Source organism: Streptomyces antarcticus (genome assembly GCF_026627255.1).
In the GTDB taxonomy this organism is placed as follows: domain Bacteria; phylum Actinomycetota; class Actinomycetes; order Streptomycetales; family Streptomycetaceae; genus Streptomyces; species Streptomyces antarcticus.
This window is the reverse complement of the sequence record NZ_JAPNLM010000004.1, coordinates 41,571-65,930: the sequence shown is the minus strand read 5'-3', so window position 1 is coordinate 65,930 and position 24,360 is coordinate 41,571. Positions and strand designations below refer to the sequence as shown.

General features: G+C 73.3%; 19 protein-coding genes. 8 read left to right on the top strand and 11 right to left on the bottom strand.

Translation table 11 applies throughout. From position 1 onward, the window contains the following. Window positions 1–53 precede the first annotated feature (53 nt). Window positions 54–1,679 (top strand): MFS transporter, encoded by a 1,626-nt coding sequence (locus OTB16_RS08260; protein WP_420717645.1) that lies wholly within the window; start codon window positions 54–56, stop codon window positions 1,677–1,679. Window positions 1,680–1,682: 3 nt separating this feature from the next. Here the strand turns inward: OTB16_RS08260 and OTB16_RS08255 are convergent, their stop codons facing one another. Continuing rightward, window positions 1,683–3,671: a glycosyl hydrolase family 28-related protein gene (locus OTB16_RS08255; protein ID WP_267719307.1), complete on the bottom strand. Its 1,989-nt coding sequence runs from the start codon at window positions 3,669–3,671 to the stop codon at window positions 1,683–1,685. Between the two features lie 414 nt (window positions 3,672–4,085). On the opposite strand from OTB16_RS08255, the gene OTB16_RS08250 reads away from it, so the two are divergent. Continuing rightward, window positions 4,086–5,732 carry a GMC oxidoreductase gene (locus OTB16_RS08250; protein ID WP_267719306.1) on the top strand — a complete coding sequence of 549 codons (1,647 nt, stop codon included), beginning with the start codon at window positions 4,086–4,088 and terminating at the stop codon, window positions 5,730–5,732. Window positions 5,733–5,793: 61 nt separating this feature from the next. On the opposite strand, the gene OTB16_RS08245 is transcribed toward OTB16_RS08250, so the two are convergent. After that, window positions 5,794–6,273 carry a carboxymuconolactone decarboxylase family protein gene (locus OTB16_RS08245; protein WP_267719305.1) on the bottom strand — a complete coding sequence of 160 codons (480 nt, stop codon included), beginning with the start codon at window positions 6,271–6,273 and terminating at the stop codon, window positions 5,794–5,796. After that, window positions 6,270–7,352: an NAD(P)H-dependent amine dehydrogenase family protein gene (locus OTB16_RS08240; RefSeq protein WP_267719304.1), complete on the bottom strand. Its 1,083-nt coding sequence runs from the start codon at window positions 7,350–7,352 to the stop codon at window positions 6,270–6,272. Before OTB16_RS08240 ends, OTB16_RS08245 begins: the two co-directional genes overlap by 4 nt. A 128-nt stretch (window positions 7,353–7,480) precedes the next feature. Here OTB16_RS08240 and OTB16_RS08235 point away from each other — a divergent pair, with 128 nt between their 5' ends. Continuing rightward, window positions 7,481–8,212: a hypothetical protein gene (locus tag OTB16_RS08235; protein WP_267719303.1), complete on the top strand. Its 732-nt coding sequence runs from the start codon at window positions 7,481–7,483 to the stop codon at window positions 8,210–8,212. Between the two features lie 125 nt (window positions 8,213–8,337). Beyond that, a complete protein-coding gene (locus tag OTB16_RS08230; RefSeq protein WP_267719302.1) occupies window positions 8,338–9,663 on the top strand; it encodes an IS701 family transposase in 1,326 nt (441 codons plus the stop codon). A gap of 68 nt (window positions 9,664–9,731) precedes the next feature. Here the strand turns inward: OTB16_RS08230 and OTB16_RS39470 are convergent, their stop codons facing one another. The 3 genes from OTB16_RS39470 to OTB16_RS08215 form a co-directional block, all read right to left on the bottom strand. After that, entirely contained in the window at window positions 9,732–10,007 is a 276-nt protein-coding gene (locus OTB16_RS39470) for a DUF6126 family protein (protein WP_420717644.1), read from the bottom strand. A gap of 16 nt (window positions 10,008–10,023) precedes the next feature. Continuing rightward, window positions 10,024–10,710 (bottom strand): helix-turn-helix domain-containing protein, encoded by a 687-nt coding sequence (locus OTB16_RS08220; protein ID WP_267719301.1) that lies wholly within the window; start codon window positions 10,708–10,710, stop codon window positions 10,024–10,026. 105 nt (window positions 10,711–10,815) lie between these two features. Continuing rightward, the gene (locus OTB16_RS08215; RefSeq protein ID WP_267719300.1) at window positions 10,816–12,351 is read right to left on the bottom strand and encodes an ATP-dependent DNA ligase; all 1,536 of its coding nucleotides are present in this window, start codon (window positions 12,349–12,351) and stop codon (window positions 10,816–10,818) included. A 105-nt stretch (window positions 12,352–12,456) separates the two neighbouring features. Between OTB16_RS08215 and OTB16_RS08210 the strand changes: the two genes are divergently transcribed. The 3 genes from OTB16_RS08210 (at window position 12,457) to OTB16_RS08200 (ending at window position 16,478) form a co-directional block, all read left to right on the top strand. Continuing rightward, window positions 12,457–12,693, top strand: coding sequence for a hypothetical protein (locus tag OTB16_RS08210; protein ID WP_267719299.1), 237 nt, complete (start codon window positions 12,457–12,459; stop codon window positions 12,691–12,693). A 126-nt stretch (window positions 12,694–12,819) separates the two neighbouring features. Next, window positions 12,820–15,615, top strand: a complete 2,796-nt coding sequence (locus OTB16_RS08205; RefSeq protein ID WP_267719298.1) for an alpha/beta fold hydrolase — start codon at window positions 12,820–12,822, stop codon at window positions 15,613–15,615. Beyond that, the gene (locus OTB16_RS08200) at window positions 15,612–16,478 is read left to right on the top strand and encodes an ABC transporter permease (RefSeq protein ID WP_267719297.1); all 867 of its coding nucleotides are present in this window, start codon (window positions 15,612–15,614) and stop codon (window positions 16,476–16,478) included. The genes OTB16_RS08205 and OTB16_RS08200 overlap by 4 nt, the downstream gene beginning before the upstream one ends. A gap of 79 nt (window positions 16,479–16,557) precedes the next feature. Here the strand turns inward: OTB16_RS08200 and OTB16_RS08195 are convergent, their stop codons facing one another. From OTB16_RS08195 to OTB16_RS08175, 5 genes are all read right to left on the bottom strand, one after another. Continuing rightward, window positions 16,558–17,436: a D-2-hydroxyacid dehydrogenase family protein gene (locus OTB16_RS08195; RefSeq protein WP_267719296.1), complete on the bottom strand. Its 879-nt coding sequence runs from the start codon at window positions 17,434–17,436 to the stop codon at window positions 16,558–16,560. Between the two features lie 16 nt (window positions 17,437–17,452). Next, window positions 17,453–18,403: an aldo/keto reductase gene (locus OTB16_RS08190; protein ID WP_267719295.1), complete on the bottom strand. Its 951-nt coding sequence runs from the start codon at window positions 18,401–18,403 to the stop codon at window positions 17,453–17,455. A gap of 150 nt (window positions 18,404–18,553) precedes the next feature. Further along, entirely contained in the window at window positions 18,554–19,714 is a 1,161-nt protein-coding gene (gene galK / locus OTB16_RS08185; RefSeq protein WP_267719294.1) for a galactokinase, read from the bottom strand. Next, window positions 19,711–20,748, bottom strand: coding sequence for a galactose-1-phosphate uridylyltransferase (gene galT / locus OTB16_RS08180; RefSeq protein WP_267719292.1), 1,038 nt, complete (start codon window positions 20,746–20,748; stop codon window positions 19,711–19,713). Before galT ends, galK begins: the two co-directional genes overlap by 4 nt. A 14-nt stretch (window positions 20,749–20,762) precedes the next feature. Beyond that, the gene (locus OTB16_RS08175; protein WP_267719291.1) at window positions 20,763–22,559 is read right to left on the bottom strand and encodes a glycoside hydrolase family 35 protein; all 1,797 of its coding nucleotides are present in this window, start codon (window positions 22,557–22,559) and stop codon (window positions 20,763–20,765) included. 313 nt (window positions 22,560–22,872) lie between these two features. Here OTB16_RS08175 and OTB16_RS08170 point away from each other — a divergent pair, with 313 nt between their 5' ends. Further along, window positions 22,873–23,997 carry a substrate-binding domain-containing protein gene (locus OTB16_RS08170; RefSeq protein ID WP_267719290.1) on the top strand — a complete coding sequence of 375 codons (1,125 nt, stop codon included), beginning with the start codon at window positions 22,873–22,875 and terminating at the stop codon, window positions 23,995–23,997. Window positions 23,998–24,360: the final 363 nt, after the last annotated feature.

Genomic DNA, 24,360 nt, shown 5'->3' with positions numbered 1-24,360 from the left:
CGCCCTCGGGGCGCCGGGTGGCCCTTCCCGGCCGCGCGGGCCAGCCTGAAGGCATGACAGCGCCCGCCGATCCGCCTGCCGATCCACCTGTGGAACCGCCTGCCGATCCGCCCGTGGAATCGCCTGCCGATCGACCCGTGGAACCCCCCGCCGATCCGCCGGCCGAGCCCCCCGGAGGCTCCCGCGGGCCCGGCGCGGGGCCGTCCGGCCAGGTCCCCGGCGTCCGGCTGGCGTCCGCGCGCGGCCGGTGGATCCTGCTGACCACCGTGCTCGGCTCCGCCATGGCCCTGCTGGACTCGACGGTCGTGAACGTGGCCCTGCCCGCCATCGGCGAGGACCTCGGCGCCGACCTGGCCGTGTTGCAGTGGACGGTCAACGCCTACCTGCTGACCCTGGCGGGTCTGATCCTGGTCGGCGGGGCGCTCGGCGACCGCTTCGGGCGACGGCGGATCTTCGTGCTGGGCGTGGTGTGGTTCGCGGCGGCCTCCCTGCTGTGCGGGATCGCGCCGAACGCCGGGGTGCTGATCGCCGCCCGGGCCCTGCAGGGGATCGGCGGGGCCCTGCTCACCCCCGGCTCCCTCGCCCTGATCCAGGCCTCGATCCGGGCCGGCGACCGGGGCCGCGCGGTGGGCCTGTGGTCCGGACTCGGCGGGGTGGGCGCGGCCGTCGGGCCCTTCCTCGGCGGCTGGCTGGTGGACGGGCCCGGCTGGCGCTGGGTGTTCCTGCTGAACGTGCCGGTGGCCGCGCTGTGCGTCCCGGTGGCGCTGCGGCACGTACCGGAGTCGCGTGACCCGCGGGCGCACGGACGGTTCGACGTCGCGGGCGCGGTGCTGGCCGCGGCGGCGCTCGCGCTGCTGACCTACGCGCTGATCGAGGCGCGGTCCGGCAGCCCCCTGGTGCCGGCCGCCGCGGTCGGCGGGGTCCTGCTGGCCTGCGCGTTCGTCTACGTGGAACACGAGCGGGCGCACCCGATGGTGCCGCCGGACATCTTCGCCTCGCGGCAGTTCACGGCCGTCAACCTGGTCACCCTGTGCGTGTACGCCGCCTTCGGCGGGTTCTTCTTCCTCGTCGTGCTCCAGCTCCAGGTCGTGGCAGGCTACTCGGCCCTGGCGTCCGGGGCCGCGCTGCTGCCCACCACCGTGCTGATGCTGTTGCTCTCCGCCCGGTCGGGGGAGCTCGGGGAGCGGATCGGGCCGCGGATCCCGCTCACGGTGGGGCCGCTGCTGTGCGCGGCCGGAATGCTGCTGATGCTGCGGGTGGGGCCGGACGCCTCGTACGTACGGGACGTGCTGCCCGCGCTGCTGGTGCTGGGTGCGGGCATGGTGACCCTGGTGGCTCCGCTGACGACGACCGTGCTGGCCTCGGTGGACCCGGGCCGGGCCGGGCTGGCCAGCGGCATCAACAACGCCGCGGCCCGGGCGGCCGGGCTGCTCGCGGTCGCGGCGCTGCCGCTGCTGGCCGGGATGGGGCCGGAGGCGTACCGCTCGGCGGAGCAGTTCGACGCGGCCTTCGACCGGGCGATGCCCTGGTGCGCGGGCATCCTGGTGGCCGGTTCCGTGCTGGCCTGGGCGACCGTACGGACGCCCGCGCCCGGGACGCCGTACCCGCGGCCGCAGTGCCGTACGCAGTGCGCGGTCACCGCTCCGCCGCTCGAACCCCCGGGCGCGGCGGAGCGGTGAGCCCTACCAGCGGGAGGGCGGCGGTGGGGGCACGACCGGCGGGCGGTCGTCGCAGGTGAGGGTGTTCGGCAGCTCCCAGGCGGCGAGCCAGGGTCCGGTGGTGGTGCCGCCGCCGTCGTTGCCTCCGAGGTCGGTGAGGGCGAACTCCGATCCGGTCGCGGGGAAGTTGAAGGAGCCGCAGTTGTTGACCCCCACCGCGCCGACGTTGCGGGCGTCGACGTTCTCGAACGTCGCGGAGCCGGCCGAGCGGACGCTGACCACGGAGGTGCCGGTGCCGTCGACGCGGGTGTCCTTGAAGTGGACGTGTCTGATGCGGTGCGTGTCCTTCACCGGCCAGTCGGTGACGAGCATGATCGCGTTGTAGGTGTTGTCGAGGAAGGCGTTCCCCCCGGCCCGGATGTCGGCCCGGTCGATGCTGCGGTCCAGGGCGTAGAACCAGATCGCGCCGAGCCCGATGTTCCAGTTCAGCTCGTAGGTGCCCGCGCGGACGGTGGTGTTGTCCGCGATCCGCAGGGACCCGGTGAAGGGCTCGGCGCCGAAGCGGGCGCCGATGTGCAGGGCGCTGCCCTCGCGGACGGGGTCGGCGACGAGGTTGGCGGAGAGGGTGGTGTCGGCACCGCCGTAGACGGCGATGCCGTTGGCGAGGCTCGGGCTCTGCACGGTGTTGTGGTCGAAGGTGTTGCGGGTGTTCGCCGTCTTCTCCGACCACATGGCGAGGCCGTCGTCGCCGGTGCCCCGGACGAAGTTGTCGCGGACCAGCGAGTCGGTGACGCCGGTGTGGAAGTTGAGGCCGTCGGCGATCTGGTCGGTGATCACGTTGCGCGTGACCCTGACGTTGCGCATGGGGCCGTCGAACCAGATGCCCACCTTGGTGTGGTGCAGGTACATCCGGTCCACGGTCGAGTCGCTCATGGCGCCGCCGATGGCGTTGACCTGGTCGGTGTCGACGCGTTCGCGGACGTCGCCCTCGATGGCGAAGCGGGAGAGGTGCACGTCGCGGCTGCCGCCGACCGAGGCGTCCTTGCCGTAGAAGCCGACGCCCTTGCCCTTCACGGTGGTGTACCAGCTGCCGGCGCCGGTGATCGTGACCCGGTCCACGATGACGTGGCGGTTCACCCGGAAGGTGCCGGGCGGCAGGTAGACGGGGAGCCGGTGGCGCTGCGCGAAGGCGATCGCCCGGTCGAAGGCCGCGGCGGAATCGCGGACGCCGGTCGGGTCGGCGCCGAAGAGGAGCACGTTGGCGGCGACGGCCTCGACGTGCGGCGCGCCGACGACCTGGGAGTCGAGCAGGTCGATCACGGTCCACGCGGCGGCGGACCCCGCGGGGACGGTGAGGCGCACCTTCTCCCCGGCCCGGTGCGTGCGGCCGAGCGGCAGGCGCTGCTCGTCGTACATGTGGTGGGGGCGGAAGGGCTTGGTGATCACCGGGGCCGGGGTGGTGGCCGCCGGGACGCAGCCGCACTCGGTGATCCACCAGTCGGGGTGCAGCAGCTCGGCCCGCGGGTCGTTGGTGAAGGGGTACTGGTTGTACAGCCAGGAGTATTGGGAGGTCAGGGTCATGGTGCGGCGGTTCTGTCCGCCCACGGTGACGTCGAGCGGGGCGGTGATCCCACCGCCGTCGGGCGCATCGGGAAGGCTGTAGCGGACCGTGACGGCATCGGCCGCGGCGGGCAGGGTGAACTCCACGTACTGGCCGGGGGTCAGCTTCACCGCCTTGCGGCCGGAGGCCTCCGCCGGGAGGGAGTACGCCGTGCGGTCCGGGCCGATCACCGTGCCGTCGGTGGCCGCGTTCTCCGCTTCCTGCTCGGCGAAGTCCACCCGGGCGCCGCGTCCTTCGACGAGCGCCGGGTCGAGACCGGCCCGGGTGACGACGGGAGCCGCGGCGCGGTCGGCGCCCGGACGGGCGAGAGCCGGGCCCGCGCCCAGCGCTCCGAGGCCGAGCGCGGACGCTGTGAGCACCGCCAGCACGGCGGCCGTTCTTCTAGGGGGCATGGCCGGGACAGTAGGGCGGCCCGCAGGAAGACAGCAAGAGTCGCGCAGGAAATATTCGCCGGACTGTCGGGAATTTGCAGCCAGTTGTGGCATGACGGACCGCGGCCCCCTTCGCGCCGGGCAGGGAGCCCCCGGTGAGCCGGCCGCCCGGCCGCCGCGGCCCCCCCGGGGCGGCGGGCGGCCGCCGGGCACGGCGCTCCGGCGGCGCCCCGGCGGCCGGAATCCGCCTGTGCCCGAAGCGCGTTCACCACGGCCGCGTCCCTGCCGGCCCTGGGCCGGGTGCGCCGCCGCGAGCCCGCCAACCCTGTTGCGCGATCGGCTTGAAGTTACGAAGTTACCAATAGGTATGTAGTGACTTCACACGCACGTAGCAGTAGAACTCGTTCTCATTCAGCCGAGAGTGAGGAACGTCACATGAGTGACAACGCCCTGCCCAGAAACGGCTCCAACGGCTTTTCCCGGCGTGGATTTCTTGCAAGAACAGGTTCCATTTTGGGCGCGGTGGCCCTCTCTGCCCAGGTCCTCCCCGCACACGCGGCACATGCGTCGGCCGCCGGCGCCGCCATCGACAACGGCGCCCACGTCCCGGTCCTGGTGATCGGCACCGGATACGGCGGATCCGTCGCGGCCCTGCGTCTCGCGCAGGCCGGTGTCAACGTGCACATGGTCGAGATGGGCATGGCCTGGGACACCCCCGGCAGCGACGGCAAGATCTTCGCCCACACCACGAACCCGGACTACCGCTCGTACTGGCTGCGCACGAGGACGAAGGCGCCGCTCAGCAACTTCCTCGGGTTCCCGATCGACAAGAACGTGCCCAAGTACACGGGCATCCTCGACGCCGAGGAAATGGGCGGGATCATCGTCTACCAGGGCCGCGGCGTGGGCGGCGGCTCGCTCGTCAACGGCGGCATGGCCGTCACGCCCAAGCGGCAGAACTTCAGCTCCGTACTGCCCTCGGTGAACGCCGACGAGATGTACGCCACTTACTACCCCCGTGCCAACGCCGGGCTCGGGGTGGGCCTCATCGACCCGGCCTGGTTCGACACCGTCGACTGCTACCAGTACGCCCGCGTCGGCCGCAAGCACGCCCAGCGCTCCGGCTTCCCCTTCGTCTTCGTCCCGGACGTATACGACTGGGACTACATGAAGCAGGAGGTGGCCGGCACCGTCCCCAAGTCCGCGGTGAGCGGCGAGATCCTCTACGGCAACAACTACGGCAAGAAGTCGCTCCAGCAGACGTACATCGCGTCCGCCAAGGCCACCGGCAGGGTCAGCATCTCGCCCCTGCACCAGGTCACCTCGGTGGCCCCCGCCCCGGGCGGCGGCTACACGGTCTCCCTCAACCAGCTGAACACCGACGGCACCGTCTCGGCCTCCAAGAGCGTCACCGCCGACCGGGTGTTCTTCGCGGCCGGCAGCGTCGGCACCAGCAAGCTGCTCGTCAAGCTGAAGGCCACCGGCGTCCTGCCCAACCTGAACAACGAGATCGGCAAGGGCTGGGGCGACAACGGCAACGTCATGTGCGGCCGCGCGAACCACATGTGGGACGCGACCGGCAAGGTCCAGGCCTCCATCCCCTGCGGCGGCATCGACAACTGGGACGCGGGCGGCGCGTTCGCCGAGGTCGCGCCCCTGCCGACCGGCATCGAGACGTACGCCTCCTTCTACCTGTCGATCACCAACAACCCGCACCGCGCCGAGTTCTCCTGGAACGCGGCGGCGGGCAAGGTCGACCTCAACTGGCAGACGGCCTGGAAGCAGGCGTCCATCGACATGGCCAAGACCATCTTCGACAAGATCAACAGGAAGGAGGGGACGATCTACCGCACCGACCTCTTCGGTCTCAACAAGATCTGGGGCGACCACCTCACCTACCACCCGCTGGGCGGCGCGGTCCTGAACAAGGCCACCGACAACTACGGCCGCCTGCACGGCTACACGGGCCTGTACGTGATCGACGGAGCGCTGATCCCCGGCAACACCAGCGTCAACCCGTTCGTCACCATCACGGCCCTCGCCGAGCGGAACATCGAGAAGATCATCGCCACCGACCTGTAGCAGGACGGGCGGGCACGCAAGCCGGGGCCGGTCGGACACACCGAACGGCCCCGGACCCATGTCAGTGGCCCGGCAGCATGCAGACGCTGTCGAGGCCGAGCACGTGGTTGAGCCGGCCGAAGGCCAGCCAGGACCCGATGCTCATGGTCAGCTCGACGATTTCGAGCTGGCTGTAGTGGCCCGTCATGCGGTCCCAGAACGCGTCGTCGAGGCCGTGGTGGTCGAGGGTGTAGCGCTCGGCGTACTCGGCCGCGAGCCGGGTCCGCTCGTCGAAGCGGTCCGTGGTCCGCCACTCGGTCACCGCGTCGGAGAACTCCTCCTCGACCTGCTCCCCCTCGCGCTCGGTGCGCCAGTCGAGGCAGAAGACACACCCGTTGATCTGCGCGACGCGCAGCCGCGCGGCCTCGAACTCGCGCAGGCCCAGGGTGGTGTGGGCGTACACGGACAGGGAGAAGTTGGCCGCCGCCATGCCGATGCCGGGGACCATGTCGCCCCACACGTACTCGATCGGGTGCTGGCCTTCGGGGATGTCGATCTTCATGGCTGTTTCCTTCCGAGTTTTCCGACGGCGGGGCGCATCGGGACGTCGAGGGCGTCGTAGAGGCCCGGTTCCGCCTCGGCGAGCCAGTCGATGGCGCCGACCAGGCGGCCCACGGCGGTGGCGTTCCCGCCGGCGGAGCGGTTCTCCCCCTCGTCGGTGGCCTCGATGGTGACCTCGATGCGGGGACGGCCCTCGATGACGACGCGGTGGGCGCCGTCGCCCCCGTCGGGCGGCGACGGCCAGTCCGGGGCGCAGGAGGCGTGGATGCGGGTGACGTGCTCGATGACGATGCGGGGTTCGCCCTCGACGATGCCCTGTACCTCGAAGCGGACGGCGCCCTGGGTGCCGGCCTCGAACTCACCCATGGTCCGGGTGGTGACGGTGGTGTCCAGCGCCCGCCGCTCCAACGTCTCGCGTATCTCGTCGAGTTCGACGCCGAGCGCCCGCGCCATCATCCGCACCTGGCCGCCCCACACCATCGTGGGGATCGAGGGCAGGAGCATCATGGGCTCGTAGTCCATGGGCTGGCCCATGCCGATGAGGTAGCGCACGGAGTCCGGCTGGTCGTACGTGGAGTAGTCGAAGATCTCCTGGCAGCGGATCACGTCAACGGTGGTGCCGAGCCCGCTGAGCAGCAGCGGGAGCACGTCGTTGCCCCAGCCCGGGTCGACGCCGGACGCGAAGAGGGAGCCGCCGCCCTCGGCGATCGCCGCGAGCACCGGGTCCCGGAACTCGGGTGGGGCGCTGCGGTGGTCGTAGAGCGGGTAGAGCGCGGGGCTGACGACGACGGCGCCGGAGCGGACCGCCCGGGTGATGTCGGCCAGCGCGTCGTCGGGGCGGACGTCCCCGGAGGCCGCGTAGACAACGGCCCGGGGGCCGGCGGCGAGGACGGCGTCGATGTCGTCGGTGGCCGCGACCCCCAACGGGCGGTCGAGTCCGCCGAGTTCGCCCGCGTCGCGGCCGACCTTGGCTGGATCGTGGACGATGACAGCGGAGAGTTTCAGTGCTGGATGGGCCTCGACCGCGCGGATGGCCAAACGGCCGACGTTGCCGGTACCCCAGACAACCGTGGAAATCATGCGCGGAGGGTAGCGACAGGACCTGCAGGTTCCTAGCTCGAGTTTCGCCCTTTTCGCAGGGTCGCTCGGGTGGTTGGGCTGTTGGCGTTTGGGTCCTGTGGCTTTGGCGGCGGCCGTAGGGTGGGGCTGTGGATGAGCGGCTTGTAGCGCAGGTACAGCAACTTGATCAGCAGGGTCGGTCAGCGAAGGCGATCGCCAGGACGCTGGGGGTGGGTGTCTCGGATGTCGTCGGCGTGCTCAACAGCGCCGTGCAGGTTTCGGTGCCGGGTCGTGGCGAGCCGCGTTGCTGGGTGAACGCCGGCTGGAGCCGCAGTGTGGATCTTGAGGCTGCGCCGCAGTGGACGGGCTTGGACCCTGGAGCTTCCGATGCCGAGGAGGTACGCGGCCTTGTCGCCGTGCTCGTTGCCGCGGACAGCACGCGCTCCGCGAAGGCGCAGGTTGCCGGGTTCCTGCTGGACGTGTGGTGTCTGGGGGTGAAGAACGCGCTGCCTCCGGAGCCGATGACCCCGAGTCGGCTGGCTGCGCATCGGCACGCCTACTTCAGTGCCTTCGAGGGGCATGTGCAGGTTCCCGCCGAGCTTGTCCGTGCCCTGGTGTTCGGCGCCGCCGCCTACGCCCGCGAGCTCGGGTTCGATCCCGAGGCCGACTTCAATGCCGCCGCCGCTGTGCTCGGCGAGCCCGCCGGCCCCAGCCCGATCCGCTTCGGCCGTGACGGCAAGCCCTTCTACGTCAACGGCCCCTACGACGATCCCGAGGCGATCGTGCGGACTTTGCGAAACGCCGTCGGCGACGACGGCTTCGACTACGCCGTCGCCTTCCCCGAGCAGCCGCGGCGTCGGCTGTTCCGAGCGCGCCGGTAGCCCTCGGGGCGGCCGATGATCCCCCCGGCGGGTGACGTGCGGGCCGGTTGGGGCTGTCCGCAGGCCGGACGGCGGCAGCATCGGCGGTGTTGTTGACCGCTTCCGGCAAGGGAAGAAGTCCGCCGATGCTCCCGGATCCGACCGTACCCACTTCGCTGCTCGCTGTCCTGGAGTTGGTCGGGGGTAGCTTCACCACTCCAACCTTCCGTACGTTCGTCGCGCTGGTCACCGGGATGATCGCGCAGACCGGCCGGTCAACGGTGACCGGGATGCTCGGCGGCGTCGGCTTGACGCGGCTCTGGTCCCATGACCGGGCGCACGCCTTCTTCTCCAGGGCCCGCTGGAACCCCGACATCCTGGGCATCTCCCTGTCTCACCTGATCGTGCGCCGACTCCTTGCCGAGGGGGCAGCGCTGACCGTGGCGGTGGACGACACTCTGTTCAAGCGGCGCGGGAAGAAGGTGTTCGGCGCGGCCTGGCAGCACGACGGCGCCGCGACGGGCCCGAAACCCGTCGGACGCGGGACCTGCTTCGTCGTGGTCGGCCTGGTCGTCGAACTACCCATGCTGGCCCGGCCGGTGTGCCTGCCGGTGATGGCCCGCCTGTGGCGTCCGGGCCAGGAGCGGTCCAAGGTCGACATCGCCGCCTCCATGGTTCGCTTCCTGGCCGCCTGCCACTACGGCCGACTTCTGCACGTCGTCGCCGATGCCGCCTACCACGGCAAATCTCTGCGTGACCTGCCCACGAACGTCACCTTCGCCACCCGCCTGCCCGCCACGGCGGTCCTCTACGACCTCGCCCCACCCCGCACCGGAAAACGCGGCCGGCCCGCTCTGAAGGGCAAGCGGCTCGGCACCGCCAAGGAAGTCGCGGCCACCGCGGTGTTCGCACCCCACGATGTCGCTCGCTACCAGCGCACCGACACCGTGTTTCTCGCCGAGATCACCTGCCTGTGGTACGGCTCCTTCCACACCCAAACGGTCCGACTGATCCTCCTGCGCGACGATGCCACCGACACCGGCTACGACCTCGCCCTCCTCACCACCGATCTGACCACCCCTGCCCCACAGCTGATCACCCGATACGCATGGCGCTGGTCCATCGAGGTCACCTTCGCCGAAGCCCGCCACCTGCTCGGTGTCGGCCAGGCCCACAACCGGACCCGCCAAGCCGTCGAGCGCACCGTCCCCTTCGGCCTGTACTGCTACACGATCACCGTCATCTGGTACGTCCTCCACGGCCACCAGCCCGGCGATGTTGCCGACCGCCGTCAGCAGGCGCCCTGGTACACCACCAAGACCGAGCCGTCACTGTCCGACATGATCGCCAAGCTCCGCCGCACGATCATCGCCGCCCGATTTCTACCCACCCACCCCGGTCAGCCCACCGCACAGGAAATCCGCACCGTCCAACAGGCATGGGCCACAGCCAGCCCCGACTACGCCGCGTGACCCAACCGGCCTGCCAGAACGACGAAAGTCGAGTTCCTAGAGCCGCGAGCGGAAAGTTGGGCCCGCGGTCACTGGTTCTCGGCCCCCAGGACGAAGAGGAGGTAGACGAAGAAGGCGAAGAGGTGGCCGACGAACAAGTAGGCGATGAGCCGGATCACCAGACCGCGCGGAAACTTCGACTCGATGCGGGACCGCACGCCCGTCGGCGCGGACGCCTCCGCCGCCTCGACCGCCTCCACCTCCACCGCCGCCCCGGGCGCCCCGGGCGCCCCGGGCGCCCCGGCGGGCTTCGCGGCGGGCTTCGCTGCCTCTGACACGTACGGCATGTTCTCTCCCTGGGACACGGTTACGGCTCCTCGGCTATCGGTCGTGCGTGCTCGCGCCGCCGAGACAGAGCCCGGCGAGGCTGCTCTGCAGCAGGGTGTGGACGAACAGCAGGTCGGCCCCGTCGGGGCCGGCCGCGGCGATGCGGTGCGGGGTGAGCGAGTCGAAGTGCGCGCTGTCCCCCGGCTCCAGCAGGTGCTCGGCCTCGCCCAGGTGCAGCCGCAGCCGCCCCTTCAGGACGTACAGCCACTCCTCGCCCGGATGGACGCGGACCAGGTCGGCCCGGCCGTGGGCGTACGGGACGTGCACGCGCAGCGCCTGCATCCCGCGCCCGGAGCCGCCCGCCTGCCAGTACGTCCACCCGTCGGCCTCGCGGGCCCCCGGTGCGCCCGCCCGTACGATGGGGTCGGCCACGGCAAGGGTCTCGCCGAGCAGTTCGGAGACGGTCGTGCCGTAGGTACGGGCGAGGCCGAGCAGGAGCGGCAGCGAGGGCTGGCGCCGGCCGGTCTCCAGGCGGGACAGGTGGGCGGGCGAGAGCCGGGCCCGGGCGGCGGCGGCTTCGAGGGTGAGCCCGGCGCGGCGGCGCAGCTCGCGCAGCTGCGGGGCCACGGTGGGAAGCTCGTCGGGGCCTGCCGCGTCGGCCGGGCGGGGACGTGCCGCGTCAGCCGGGCTGGAGCCGGGTGCGTCGGCCGAGCTGGAGCCGGGTGCGGGACCGGGTGTCATGGACCGATTGAGCCAGAATCTTGCCTGTCTGGCAATCCGCCTTACCTCTGAGGCAAATCGCCGTTGGGCCACCCCGGCCGCGCGGACCCGGACGCCGCTCCGGCGTCACTCCACCGTGCCCTGCCCCAGCACCGTCTCCACGGTATCGGCCTGCTCCGCGGTCTTGTCCGGGCGGTGCCTCAGCACCCGTGCGAAGCGCAGGGCCACCCCGGCCGGGTAGCGCGGAGAGCGCTGGAGGCCGTCGTAGGCGATCTCCACCACCAGCTCCGGCCGCACCCGGACCGTGAACCCGTCGTCCGAGACGGCCAGCTCGCCCAGCGCGCCGGTCTGCCAGCGCAGCATCTCGTCGGTGAGCCCCTTGAAGGTCTTGCCGAGCATGGCGTATCCGCCGTCGGCGGCCCGCGCCCCCAGGTGCAGGTTCGACAGCAGTCCGGTGCGGCGTCCGTGGCCCCACTCGGCGGCGAGCACCACCAGGTCCAGGGTGTGCACCGGTTTCACCTTCAGCCAGTTCCGTCCGCGCCGGCCCGCGGCGTAGGCGGAGTCGAGGCCCTTGACCATCACCCCCTCGTGGCCCCGGAGCAGGGTCTCCCGCCAGAACTTCTCGGCCTCGGCCGCCTGCGCCGCGGGGTCGTCGACGACGAGCCGCCGCACCCGGGCGGTCTCGGGCACGAGGGCGGCCAGGGCCGCGTGCCGCTCCCGCACCGGCAGGTCGAGCAGGACCTCGTCCCCGGAGGCGAGGACGTCGAAGAAGCGGGCCTCCAGCGGGAGCGTCTGGCGGGCCGCCGCCACGTCGGTACGGGAGCCCACCCGGCTCGCCACCTCCTGGAAGGGGACCGGGCGCCCGTCCGGCGCCCGGCCGATCACCTCGCCGTCCAGGACGAACCGCTCCCCCGGCAGCGACCGGGCCAGCTCGGCCACCTCCGGGAGCCGCCCGGTGATCTCGTCCAGGGAGCGCGTGTACACCCGTACGTCGTCCCCGTCCCGGTGGACCTGTACGCGTACGCCGTCGAGCTTCTCCTCCACCGCGCAGGGGCCGAGGGTCTCCAGGGCCTCTCCGACCGACGCGGCGGTGCCGGCCAGCATGGGCTGGACGGGCTGCCCGACGCGGAGGGTGAAGCCGCCGAGCGCCGCCGCGCCCCCGGCCAGGACAGCCGCGGCCACCCGGGGCAGCGAGCCGTCCAGCATCACGGCCCGGCGCAGGCCCGCGGCCGGCACTCCGGCGGCGGCGGCCACCCCGTCCAGGGCCACGGCGTCGAGCGCGCCCTGGCGCACCTCGCCGGAGAGCAGGCTGCGCAGGAACGCCTGCTCGTCCCCGGTGGCCGCCCCCAGCAGGGCGTCGAGGACGCGGCGGCGCTCGGCCTGCGACCCGGGTCCCGCGACGGCGGCCAGGGCGGTCACGGCCTCGTCGACCGCGCGCACGGTCAGCGTGGGGGCAGCGGCCGGTTCGACCTCCCGGCCCAGCGCGCGCCAGCCGACGCCCGGGCGGCCCTGCGGGAGCCGTCCCGCGAGGTAGGAGATCACCAGCGCGGCCTCCCCGGGCGCCGCGGCGGCGAAGACCTCCGCGAGCAGGGCGGACTTGCGGGAGCGGGCGGAGGTCTGGGCGACCTCCCTGGACACGCGCGCGACCTCGGCCAGCAGCATGCGGCCATCCTCCCGCCCGACGGCGCGCCCCGCAGGTCGGCTCCGGAACCCGGGCGCGCCACCGACCGCGATTACGCCCGGCCCGTACGTGGAAGCGATCTCCGCATGACGGAAAGCGCGAGTCCCTACATCTCCTCGGCGCGGGTCAGCGTGGGCGGCGTACAGCCCGGCAACCCGCCGTTCCGCATCGTGGAGATCGACGGCGAGGTCGTCGGCACCGCGAGAGCCATGACGGACGTGCTCCTGGCCGCGGCGGCCCTCGGCATCACGATCCACGACCTTGACGACCCGGGCGAGGTCCGGTGGGTCAGCGGCGGGAAGTTCCACTGGCACACGGGCTGACGGGGCCGCGGCGGGCGGATGTACCGCAGGCGCGGTACACGGGCCGCCGCGCGTACTCCTCGGGAAGGGCGGGACATCCACCTGCGGGCGCTCGGGTGCGGCGCGGCCTGCGACTAGGGTTCCCGTATGAAGCTCCGACTGCCCCGGCGCCGCCGCAGCCGCCTGATCGCGGGCGCCGCCGCGCTCGCCGTCGTCGCGGGAGCCGGTACGTGGACCGTCGCGGCCGCGGCCGGCGACGCGCCGGCCGTACACCGCGAGGACCGCGTACTGGACATGCCCGGCGCCGGCATCGACACCTCGTACTTCACCGCGGGCGGCGGGGAGGACGGTGGGGGGAAACGGCCCGCCGTTCTTCTCGGGCACGGCTTCGGCGGCAGCAAGGACGACGTCCGGGCCCAGGCCGAGCAGCTGGCCCGCGACGGGTACGCCGTCCTGACCTGGTCGGCGCGCGGTTTCGGCCGCTCCGGCGGAGAGATCGGGCTCAACGACCCGGAGCACGAGGTCAAGGACGTCTCGCGGCTCGTCGACTGGCTCGCGACCCGGCCCGGGGTACGCCTCGACGCGGCCGGCGATCCGCGCGTCGGCGTGTCCGGGGCCTCCTACGGCGGGGCGGTGTCGCTGCTGGCAGCCGGGTACGACGCGCGGGTGGACGCCATCGCCCCGCAGATCACCTACTGGAACCTCGCCGACTCGCTCTTCCCCGGGGACGTCTTCAAGAAGTTGTGGGCGGGGATCTTCTTCACCACCGGATCCGCCGAGGGCCTTCAGCAGTCCCAGCGGGCACCCGACCCGCAGGCACCGGCCGGGCAGGCGCCCGCTCAGCGGGAAGCGCCCCGGCAGGACGCGTCGCCGGGCGGAATCCGGGCCGCCGGCCCCGCGGCCGCTCCCGGCTGCGGCCGGTTCCAGCCCGAGCTGTGCGCGATGTACGAGCGGGTCGCGGTGGCCGGGAAGCCCGACGCCGAGGCCCGCGCCCTGCTGGAGGGCCGCAGCCCCTCCGCCGTCGGCGGCCGGATCAAGGTGCCGACGCTGATCGTCCAGGGCCAGGACGACTCCCTGTTCCCGCTGGACCAGGCCGATGCCATGGCCACGGCCATCGCGGCGAACGGCGCGCCCGTCTCCGTGGACTGGGCGGCCGGCGGCCACGACGGCGGGATGCGGGAGGCCGGCCGGACGAACGCCCGGGTCGCCGCCTGGTTCGACCGCTACCTGAAGGACGACGAGGGCGCGGCCACCGGTCCGGCGTTCCGCGTGTCGCGCTCCGGCGGCATCGACTCCACCGACGGACAGGTGACGCTGCGCGGCGCGGCGGGCGACCGCTACCCGGGCCTCACGTCGGGCCCGGAGCGGTTCGCCCTGTCCGGGCGCGAGCAGAGCTTCGCCAATCCGGCGGGCGGCGCGCCGCCCTCCCTGTCCTCACTGCCGGGCATCGGCGGCCAGCTCGCCGCGTTCGGGGCCGGGCTGTCCCTGGACTTCCCGGGGCAGAACGCGCGGTTCGAATCGCAGCCGCTGGCCGAGGACGTGACGATCACCGGAACCCCGACCGTAACCCTGAACGTGAGGTCGACGGCTGCCGACGGCTCGGCCGTCCTGTTCGGCAAGGTGTACGACGTGGGGCCGGACGGACGCCAGCAGGTGCTGCCCAGCCAGCTCGTCGCGCCGGTACGGGTGGAGGACGCGCAGCGGGGCAAAACCGTCGCGCTGCGGCTGCCCGCGATCGACCACGCGGTCGAGGCGGGGCACCGGCTGCGCCTGGTGGTCGCCGCGACCGACCTCGGCTACGCGACTCCGGCCGCGCCCGCCGTGTACACGGTCACCGCCGAGGGACCCCTGACCGTTCCCGTCGCCGCGGGGGTGCGTACCGCCTCGTCCGGACTGCCCGCCTGGACGTGGGGACTCCCGCTGGGCGCGGCCGCGCTGGCCGCGGCGCTGCTCGGGATCCGGCGGACCGGCGGCCGGAGCGGTGGCGGCGGGCGGGGCGGGGCTCCGGCTCCGGACCCCTCGCTGGCCGGCGTACCGCTGGAGATCACCGGGCTGACCAAGCGGTACGCCACGGCGCAGGACCGGTACGCGGTGCGGGACCTGTCGTTCCGGGTGGAGAAGGGCCAGGTCCTGGGCCTGCTCGGACCCAACGGCGCCGGCAAGACGACCACCCTGCGGATGCTGATGGGGCTCATCTCCCCGGACGCCGGTGAGATCCGGGTGTTCGGGCACGCGGTACGGGCCGGGGCGCCGGTGCTGTCCCGGGTCGGCGCGTTCGTCGAGGGCGCGGGGTTCCTTCCGCACCTGACGGGCCGCGCCAACCTGGAGCTGTACTGGCAGGCCACCGGCCGGCCGGCCGAGGACTCCCAGATGGCGGAGGCCCTGGAGATCGCGGGCCTCGGCGACGCGCTGGAGCGTGCGGTGCGCACGTACTCGCAGGGCATGCGGCAGCGGCTCGCGATCGCGCAGGCCATGCTCGGCATGCCGGACCTGCTGATCCTCGACGAGCCGACGAACGGTCTGGACCCGCCGCAGATCCGGGAGATGCGGGACGTGATGATCCGCTACGCCGCCGGCGGGCGGACGGTCATCGTCTCCAGCCACCTGCTGTCGGAGGTGGAGCAGTCCTGCACGCACCTGGTCGTCATGGACCGCGGCCGGCTCGTCCGGGCGGGCGAGGTCGCGGAGATCACCGGCGGCGGGGACACCCTGTTGGTGACCCTGGCGGGACCGGTGGACGAGGTGGCCGTCGAGAAGGTGGCGGCCCTGGAGGGAGTGGGTTCCGTGGTGGCCGCCGACGACGGGCTGCTCGTGGGACTCGAAGGCGCGACGGCCGCGGAGCTGATCGCCGAACTCGTACGGCTGGAGGTGCCGGTGTCCGGAGTGGGGCCGCACCGCCGGCTGGAGGACGCGTTCCTGACGCTGATCGGAGGTTCGGCATGAGTGCCGTCCAGGAGACCGCGCCCGGCTACCGGCCCGGCCGGACCCTGCCGCTGCGGGTGGAGGCGCTGCGGCAGTGGCGGCGGCGGCGGACGCTGGTGATGGGCGGGGTGCTCGCCGCACTCCCCTTCATCATGATCGTCGCGTTCGCCGTGGGCGGCGGGCCCGACGACGGTCCGGGGGGCGGCAACGGCCGGATCACCCTGATCGACACGGCCACCGCCTCGGGCGCGAACTTCGCCGCGACCTGCCTGTTCGTCTCGGCGGGCTTCCTGCTGGTGGTGCCGGTGGCGCTGTTCTGCGGGGACACGGTGGCCTCGGAGGCGAGCTGGTCCTCGCTGCGATACCTGCTGGCCTCGCCGGTGCCGCGGGCCCGGCTGCTGTGGAGCAAGCTCGTGGTGGCGCTGGGGTTCAGCCTGGCGGCGATGGTGCTGCTGCCGGTGGTGGCACTGGCGGCGGGCACGGCCGCGTACGGCTGGGGGCCGCTGAAGCTGCCCACGGGCGGGGCCCTCGCGGCCTCGGAGACGGTGCCGCGGCTCGCGCTGGCGGTCGCCTTCATCTTCGTGTCGCAGCTGGTCACGGCGGGGCTGGCGTTCTGGCTGTCCACCCGGACGGACGCCCCGCTGGGTGCGGTGGGCGGCGCGGTCGGACTGACGATCGTCGGCAACGTGCTGGACGCGGTGACGGCCCTCGGGTCGTGGCGGGAGTTCCTCCCGGCGCACTGGCAGTTCGCCTGGGCGGACGCGCTTCAGCCACAGCTGGAGTGGGGCGGGATGGTCAAGGGGACCGCGGTGTCGGTGTCCTACGCGCTGGTGCTGTTCGCCCTGGCCTTCCGGGGCTTCTCCCGCAAGGACATCACGTCCTGACCGGGAGCGCCCCGACCCGGCGGGACCCGGGCCCGCGGGCCCGGAGCGGACGGGGCCCGCGCGGGCGCGCCCCGGTCCGTCACGGCAGGACGCGTACGGGCGAGCCGTCGAGGAACGCGGCGATGTCCTCGACGGCTTCGCCGTAGTACGTGGCGTAGTTGGCCCGCGTCACGTAGCCGAGGTGCGGCGTCGCCAGGAGCCGCGGGGCGGTGCGCAGCGGGTGGTCCCCCGGCAGCGGCTCGGTGTCGAACACGTCGAGGCCGGCGCCGGCGATCCGGCCGGCGTGCAGGGCGTCGAGCAGCGCGTCCTGGTCGACGATGGCCGCCCGCGAGGTGTTGACCAGGTAGGCGGTCGGCCGCATCAGGGCGAGCTCGGGTGCGCCGATCAGGCCCCGGGTGCGGTCCCCCAGGGCGAGGTGGACCGAGACGAAGTCGCTGCCCGCCAGCAGTTCCTCCTTGGATCCGGCACGGCGTACGCCGACCTCCGCGGCCCGCTCGTCCGTGAGGTTGCGGCTCCAGGCCACCACGTCCATGCCGAAGGCCAGCCCGACCCGGGCGACCCGGCTGCCGATCCTGCCCAGCCCGAGGAGCCCGAGCCGGCGGCCGTGCAGGTCGGCGCCCAGGGTGCTCTGCCACGGCCCGCCGGTGCGCAGGGCGGTGTTCTCCGGGACGATGCCCCGGGCCAGGCCGAGCAGCAGCGCCCAGGTCAGTTCGACGGGCGGGGTGCCGGAGCTGGCCGTGCCGCAGACCGTGACACCGTTGCGCGCGGCGGCGGCGTAGTCGATCACCGAGTTGCGCATGCCGCTGGCGACGAGCAGTGCGAGGCGGGGCAGCCGGTCGAGCAGGGAGGCCGGGAAGGGCAGTCGCTCGCGCAGGGTGACGACGATGTCGAAGTCGGCCAGGCGGGCCGCGAGCCGGTCCTCGTCGGAGAGGTGGTCCGCGAACGTCACCACCTCCACCCGGCCCGGGGACCGTTCACGCCGGGGCGCCCGGTGCCACGGCGTCGATCGCGGCGAGCAGCTCGGCGTCCAGGGGCCGGTCGGCGACGGCCGCGTTGGCCCGTACCTGCTCGGGCGAGGTGGCTCCCGCGATGACGGAGGCGCAGCCGGGCTGCGCGGAGAGCCAGCCGACGGCGAGTTCGAGCACGGTGCGCCCGTGCTTCTCGGCAAGCGCGGCCAGGGCTTCGACCACGTCGAGGCGTTCCTCGGTGAGGTAGGCGTCGCGCCCTTCGAGGCGGGAGCCGGCCGGGACGGGCGCGCCGCGGCGGATCTTGCCCGTCAGGAGGCCGTTGGCGAGGGGGAAGTAGGGCAGGACGCCGACGCCGTAGTGCAGGGCCGCGGGTACCAGCTCGCGTTCGGAGGACCGTTGCAGGAGGGACCACTCGTTCTGCGCCGACACGAAGGGGGCGGCGCCCGTTTCGCGGGCGACGTGGGCGGCCTCGGCGAGCTGCCAGCCGCTGAAGTTGGAGTGGCCGATGTAGCGCACCTTGCCCTCGGCCACGAGCTCGGTGAGCGCGGCGAGGGTCTCGGCGACGGGGGTGGCCGGGTCGGGACTGTGCAGCTGGTAGAGGTCGATGTGGTCGGTGTCCAGGCGGCGCAGGGACTCCTCGACCGCCCGCCGGACGTAGGCCCGGCCGCCGCGCGAGCCCGCGGCCGGCCCGTACTCCATGTCCATGCCGGCGAAGCCGAACTTGGTCGCGAGCACGACCTGGTCGCGGCGGCCCTTGAGGGCCTGGCCGAGGTGGCGTTCCGAACCGCCGCCACCGCCGTAGATGTCGGCGGTGTCCAGGAGGGTGATGCCCGCGTCGAGGGCGGCGTCGACGACGGCGCGGGTGGCCTGGGCGTCGAGGCGGCCGCCGAAGTTGTTGCAGCCCAGTCCGACGGCGGAGACCTTCAGGCCCGAACTGCCCAGGGGGAGATGGCGCATGGGTTCCGTTGCTCCGCTCTCGTGAGGTCACGTGATCACCGCGAAGTTACCCCACCCGCGCCCTGACGGGGGGGGCGGCCGGGAGGTGTGGCCGGGCCCCTGCCGGGGCGCCCCGGCCCGGCGCCCCGGCCCGCGGCCCCGGGCGGGCGGCTACCGCAGGCGGGCCGCGCCGGCCGACGGGGCCGCCGTCGTGATGCGGGGCGGTGCGTGGCCCGCCCCGCGGAAGGCCTCGGTCACCGCCCGGGCCACCTCCGGCTCCGCGTCCGCGTCGATCAGGGCCAGCGCCGAGCCGCCGAACCCGCCGCCCGTCATCCGGGAGCCGTACGCTCCCGCCGCGTTGGCCGCGGCCACCGCGAGGTCGAGCTCCGGGCAGGACACCTCGTAGTCGTCGCGCAGGGAGGCGTGCCCCTCGGTCAGCAGCGGACCGGCCTCCCGGAACGCGCCGGAGCGCAGCAGCTCCACGATCCGTACGACCCGTTCGTTCTCGGTGACGACGTGCCGGACGCGCTTGCGGTGGAGCGGGTCGGCGAGACCCGCCAGGGCCCGCTCCAGTCCCTCGTACGGCAGGTCGCGCAGGGCCGGCACGCCGAGGACTGCCGCGGCCTCGTGGCACGAGGACCGGCGCCGCGCGTACGCCCCGTCGGCCAGGGCGTGCTTGACCCGGGTGTCGATGACGAGCAGGCGCAGGCCCGCCGCCGCGCAGTCGAAGGGGATGTGCCGCTGTTCGAGGCTCCGGGTGTCCAGGTGCAGGGCGTGCCCGTCGGTCGCACAGGCCGAGGCCGTCTGGTCCATGACCCCGCACGGGACCCCGACGTACGCGTTCTCGGCACGCCGGGCGAGCGCCGCCAGTTCGGGACGGCTGAGCGCGAGCCCGTACAGGTCGGTGAGGGCCAGTCCGACGGCCACTTCCAGGGCCGCTGAGGACGAGAGCCCCGCCCCGGTCGGAACGTCGGACCGGACGTGGAGATCGGCGCCGCCCCCGGCCGGAAGGCCCGCGTCCAGCAGGGCCCACACCACCCCCGCCGGGTACGCCGCCCAGCTCGCGGCACCCTGCGGTGGGTGCGCGGGATCGAGTCCGGCGATGTCGAGGCACACCACCCCGGAGGGGGCGTCGGCCGAGTGGAGCCTCAGGAGCCCGTCGCCGCGCCGGGCGGCGGCGACCTCCGTGCGCTGCGGGAGCGCGAAGGGCAGGACGAAGCCGTCGTTGTAGTCGGTGTGTTCGCCGATCAGGTTCACGCGCCCCGGGGCCGCCCAGACCCCCTCGGGCGCGTACCCGTACAGCTCCCGGAACTCCCCCGCCGCCGCGTTCACCGGCTCGCCACCTCCCGCAGGCGCGCGGCCGCGTCCTCGGGCCGGACGTCGTTCATGTAGGCCTCCATGCCGGATTCGGTCCCGGCGAGGTACTTGAGCTTGTCCGCGGTGCGGCGGACCGTGAAGAGCTCCAGGTGGAGCGCGAAGTCGGCGCGTCCCCCGCCCGTCGGGGCCTGGTGCCAGGCGGAGATGTACGGGGTCGGTTCGGGCCGGTCGAAGAGCCGGTCGAAGCGGCGCAGCAGCTCCAGGTAGACGCGGGGGAACTCGGCGCGGGCCTCGTCGCCGAGGGCGGGCAGGTCGGGGACCCGGCGGTTCGGGTAGAGGTGCACCTCGTACGGCCAGCGGGCCGCGTACGGTACGAAGGCGGTCCAGTGCTCCCCGGCCAGCACGATCCGCGAGCCGTCGGCGCGTTCGCCGGCCAAGACCTCGTCGAAGAGGTTGCCGCCGGTGCGGGAGCGGTGCTCCTCGACGGTGGCCCGCATCCGGGTGGTGCGCGGGGTGACGAACGGGAAGGCGTAGATCTGGCCGTGCGGGTGGGCGAGGGTGACGCCGATCTCGGCGCCCCGGTTCTCGAAGCAGTAGACCTGGCGGACGCCCTCGCGGGCGGAGAGCTCGGCGGTGCGGTCGGTCCAGGCGGCGAGCACCAGGGCGGCGCGCCGCTCGTCGAGTTCGGCGAAGGAGGTCAGGTGCTCCGGCGTGAAGCAGATGACCTCGCAGCGGCCGGTGTCCCCGGCGAGGGAGGGGAAGCGGTTCTCGAAGACGGCCACCTCGTAGTCGGGCGCCGGGATCTCGCTCGTGCGCCCGCCGGTGGAGGGGCACAGCGGGCACTCGTCGGCGGGCGGGTGGTAGGTACGGCCCTGCCGGTGCGAGGCGATGACCACCTCATCGCCGAGCAGCGGGTCGCGGCGGACCTCGGAGGCGCTCGCGGGGGCGCCGAGGGGACGGGTGTCGGGGAAGGCGCGGGCCGCGCCCTCGTCGGTGTCGTAGTAGAGGATCTCGCGGCCGTCGGCGAGGCGGGCGCTCGTGCGCTTCACGTGCGGGGCTTCTCTCATTGGAGGGTGACGACCTTGGTGCGGCCGAGGTCGGGCCGGTCGCACAGCGGCAGTCCGGTGCCGGGGCTTTCGAGTTCGAGGACGATGATCTCGTTCTCGCCGGTGTGCCAGAGGGGTCCGGGCGCGTAGAGGGTGCGCTGCGGGCCGCGCGGGGTGTCGTAGTGGCCGAGGAGGAATCCGTTCAGCCAGACCAGGCCGGTACCCCAGCCCGAGACGTCGACGAAGGCGTCGGCGGCGGCGCCCGGGGCGTGGAGGTAGCGGTGGAAGACCGGCTCGCCCGCGGCGGCGCCGGGTCCGGCCGGGCCCGCGGACCAGTCGAGCGTGGTCGGGTCGGTGAGGGGCAGCGGGCGGATCTCCCACTCGAAAAGCTGCTGGTGGCCGTGGCGCACCCCGCGCCATATGCCCTTGCGGTCGTCGAGGAGCGGCCCGTAGTTGACCCGCCCCTGGGCCCGTACGAGTACGTCGAGGACCACGCCGTCCTCGCCGACGGGCAGATCGAGGCCCTCGTCGGGGGCGTTGCGGTCGAGCACGCCGAGCGGGACTCCGTCGGCGAAGACGTACGCGCGGTCACCGAGGCCGTCGATCCTGACGGGCATCGCGGGGCGCGGGCCGGTGATCGTGGTGCGGTAGTGGATCAGGCCGTGGCTCTGGCCGAGCCGCTCCATGGACTCGGGGGCGGCCCGCAGCACGGGCGGTCCGGCGAGACGGTCGAGCGCGGCGAGCAGCGGCGCGGAGCCGGCGGGTGCGGCGAGGGCGGGGACGATGCGGGGCAGCGGCTCGGGCAGCGGCTCGTCGGGCAGGGGCAGGTACTTGCCGATGACCTCGCGGAACGCGTGGAACTTGGGGGTGAGTTCGCCGGCCTCGCCGATGGGCGCATCGTAGTCGTAGCTGGTGACGGTGGGCTCGTAACCGGCCTCGCCGGGGCGGGACCCGGTGTGGTTGGCGCCGGCCCAGAAGCCGAAGTTGGTGCCGCCGTGGGCCATGTAGAGGTTGACCGAGGCTCCGGTGGCGAGGAGTTCGTCGAGCGATCCGGCCGCGTCCTCGACCTCGCGGACGTGGTGGTCCTCGCCCCAGTGGTCGAACCATCCGATCCAGAACTCCATGGCGGCGAGCGGGCCGGTGCGCTGGTAGCGGCGCAGGGCGTCGAGGCGTTCGGCGGGCCGCGCGCCGAAGGTGGCGGTGGCGAGGCGGCCGGGGACCATCCCGCCCTGGAGCATGGCGTCCTCGGGGCCGTCCGCCGTGAACAGCAGGCAGTCGACGCCGCGTTCGACCAGTGCCCGCTCCACGTGGGCACGGTAGCGGGTGTCGTCGCCGTACGAGCCGTACTCGTTCTCTATCTGTACGGCGACCACCGGGCCGCCGCGGCTCGCGAGCAGGGGCAGCAGCTCGGGAACGACCGCGTCGAACCAGCCGTCCACCTCGGCCTCGAAGCGCGGGTCGGAACAGCGCAGGTGCAGGCCATCGACGGCGAGGAGCCGCGCGGGCAGGCCGCCGAAATCCCATTCGGCGCAGATGTAGGGGCCGGGGCGCACGATGGCGTCGAGACCGGCGTCCCGGGCGAGGCGCAGGAAGCTGGGGAGGTCGCGCGGGCCGGTGAAGTCCGCCTCGCCGGGAGCCGTCTCGTGGAAGTTCCAGGGGACGTAGGTGTCGACGGTGTTCACGCCCAGGGCGCGCAGCCGGCGCAGTCTGTCCTCCCACAGGTCCGGGTGGACCCGGAAGTAGTGCAGGGCCCCGGAGACGATGCGGTGGGGCCGGCCTGCGCGCCGGAATCCGTCCTGGTCGTGCGTGAGCATGCGCTGACTCCCGGGAGAGGTCGAGATGTCGTGAAGTGAAGTGCGGGCGCCATCGAATATATGAACGTTCCGACCGCACCGTCAATGACCAATTGATCAGATTCGATCGATTCGATCGAATCAAATGCTTATGATGTCACCGGGCGCCCCGCACACCCTGTACCACCCCCCACGCACCGCATCCCTCCCAGGCGCCCGCCCGTACCCGTACGTCCGGCACGTACCCGTACCCGTACGTCCGGCACGTACCCGTACGCGTACGCTCCGACTCCCGGATCAGCCGAACGTAACCGCGCAGACAGCAGGGGGACATTTGAGACCGCACGTAGACCAGCGCCAAGCCCGCGTACTCACCCTCGTCCGGGCGCGCGGCAGCGTCCGCGTGGCGGACCTGGCACGGGAACTCGGCATCTCGCCCGTCACCCTGCGACGGGACATCGAGGCGATGACCGCCCGGGGCGAGATCCAACGCATGCACGGGGTGATCAGCCGGGTGGATCCGGCGCACGGTCCGACCGCCCCCCGGGCGGCAGCGTCGGCCCCGGCCACCCCCACCGCCCGGGGCGCTGCGGGCCCCGGCGGCGGCGGGGAGGGGCTCGTGGTCGGGATGGTGGTGCCCACGACCGAGTACTACTACGCGGACGTCGTCCGCGGCGCCCGCGAAGCGGTCGAGGCGCGCGGTGCCCGGCTGACCGTGGGGCTGACCCGGTACCTGCGGGGCGAGGACCGCACCCAGGCGGACCGACTGGTGTCGACCGGGGCGCACGGACTGCTGCTGACGCCGAACTGGGAGGCCGGTTCGCCGGACCCCGGGGAAGGCGCCTGGGTGGCGGAACTCCCGGTTCCGACGGTCCTGGTGGAACGCTGGGCACCGCCCGGGCATCCGGCGGCGGCACTGGACCGGGTGGCATCGGACCACGCCCACGGCGCGGCGCGGGCCGTGCAGCACCTGGCGGGACTGGGCCACCGGAGGATCGCACTGGCCAGCCGGACCACCCCGACGACGGCGCGGCTGCGGACCGGGTACGAGGCCGCGGTGGCCGCGCTCGGACTCGAGCCGGCCCCGCCGTGGCCGGCGGCCGGACCGGCCTCCTTGTCGGAAGCCGACCTCTTCGCCCGGACCCTGGACTACCTGTGCGACGCGGTGACCGCGGGCGGGGTGACGGCCGCGCTGATCCACAGCGACACGGACGCGATCATGCTGATCCCCCGGCTCACGGCGCGCGGCGTACGGGTGCCGGAGGACCTGGCGGTGATCGCGTACGACGACGAGGTGGCCGGAATGGCCGACGTCCCGCTCACGGCGGTGGCACCCGCCAAGCACGAGGTCGGCGCCCGGGCCGCCGGGCTGCTGCTGGACCGGCTCTCGGGCGGGGAGCCGGAGGGCGGCCCGCGTCTGCACCTGGAACTCCTCCCGAGGCTGACCATCCGCCCCTGACGGCGCGGCGGCGCCTCCCCCAAAGCCGATCGTTTCGATCGAACCCGGCCCCACGGGGAGGACCGGGCCGAGGCGGGGTACATCCCAGCGGCAACCCTCCCCGGAGCGGCACCGCACAGCAACCGTCACCACACCGGAGAGCGTTGCGCCCCGGCGAAGCCGCGAAGCCGGAACGGCACGCCCGCGGCGGAGCGGCGAGGCCGCAGCGGAACACCCCGGCGCGGGCACGAATCGGGAGCCGAATCCCGACGGAACCATAAGACCGCAGCGACACGCCCCGGCGCGGGCACGCCGCCGGGGCGGCACGGTCCAGCGGAGAGATGAAGCCGCGTGCGAACGCCCGGCGGAGCAGCGAAGCGGGAG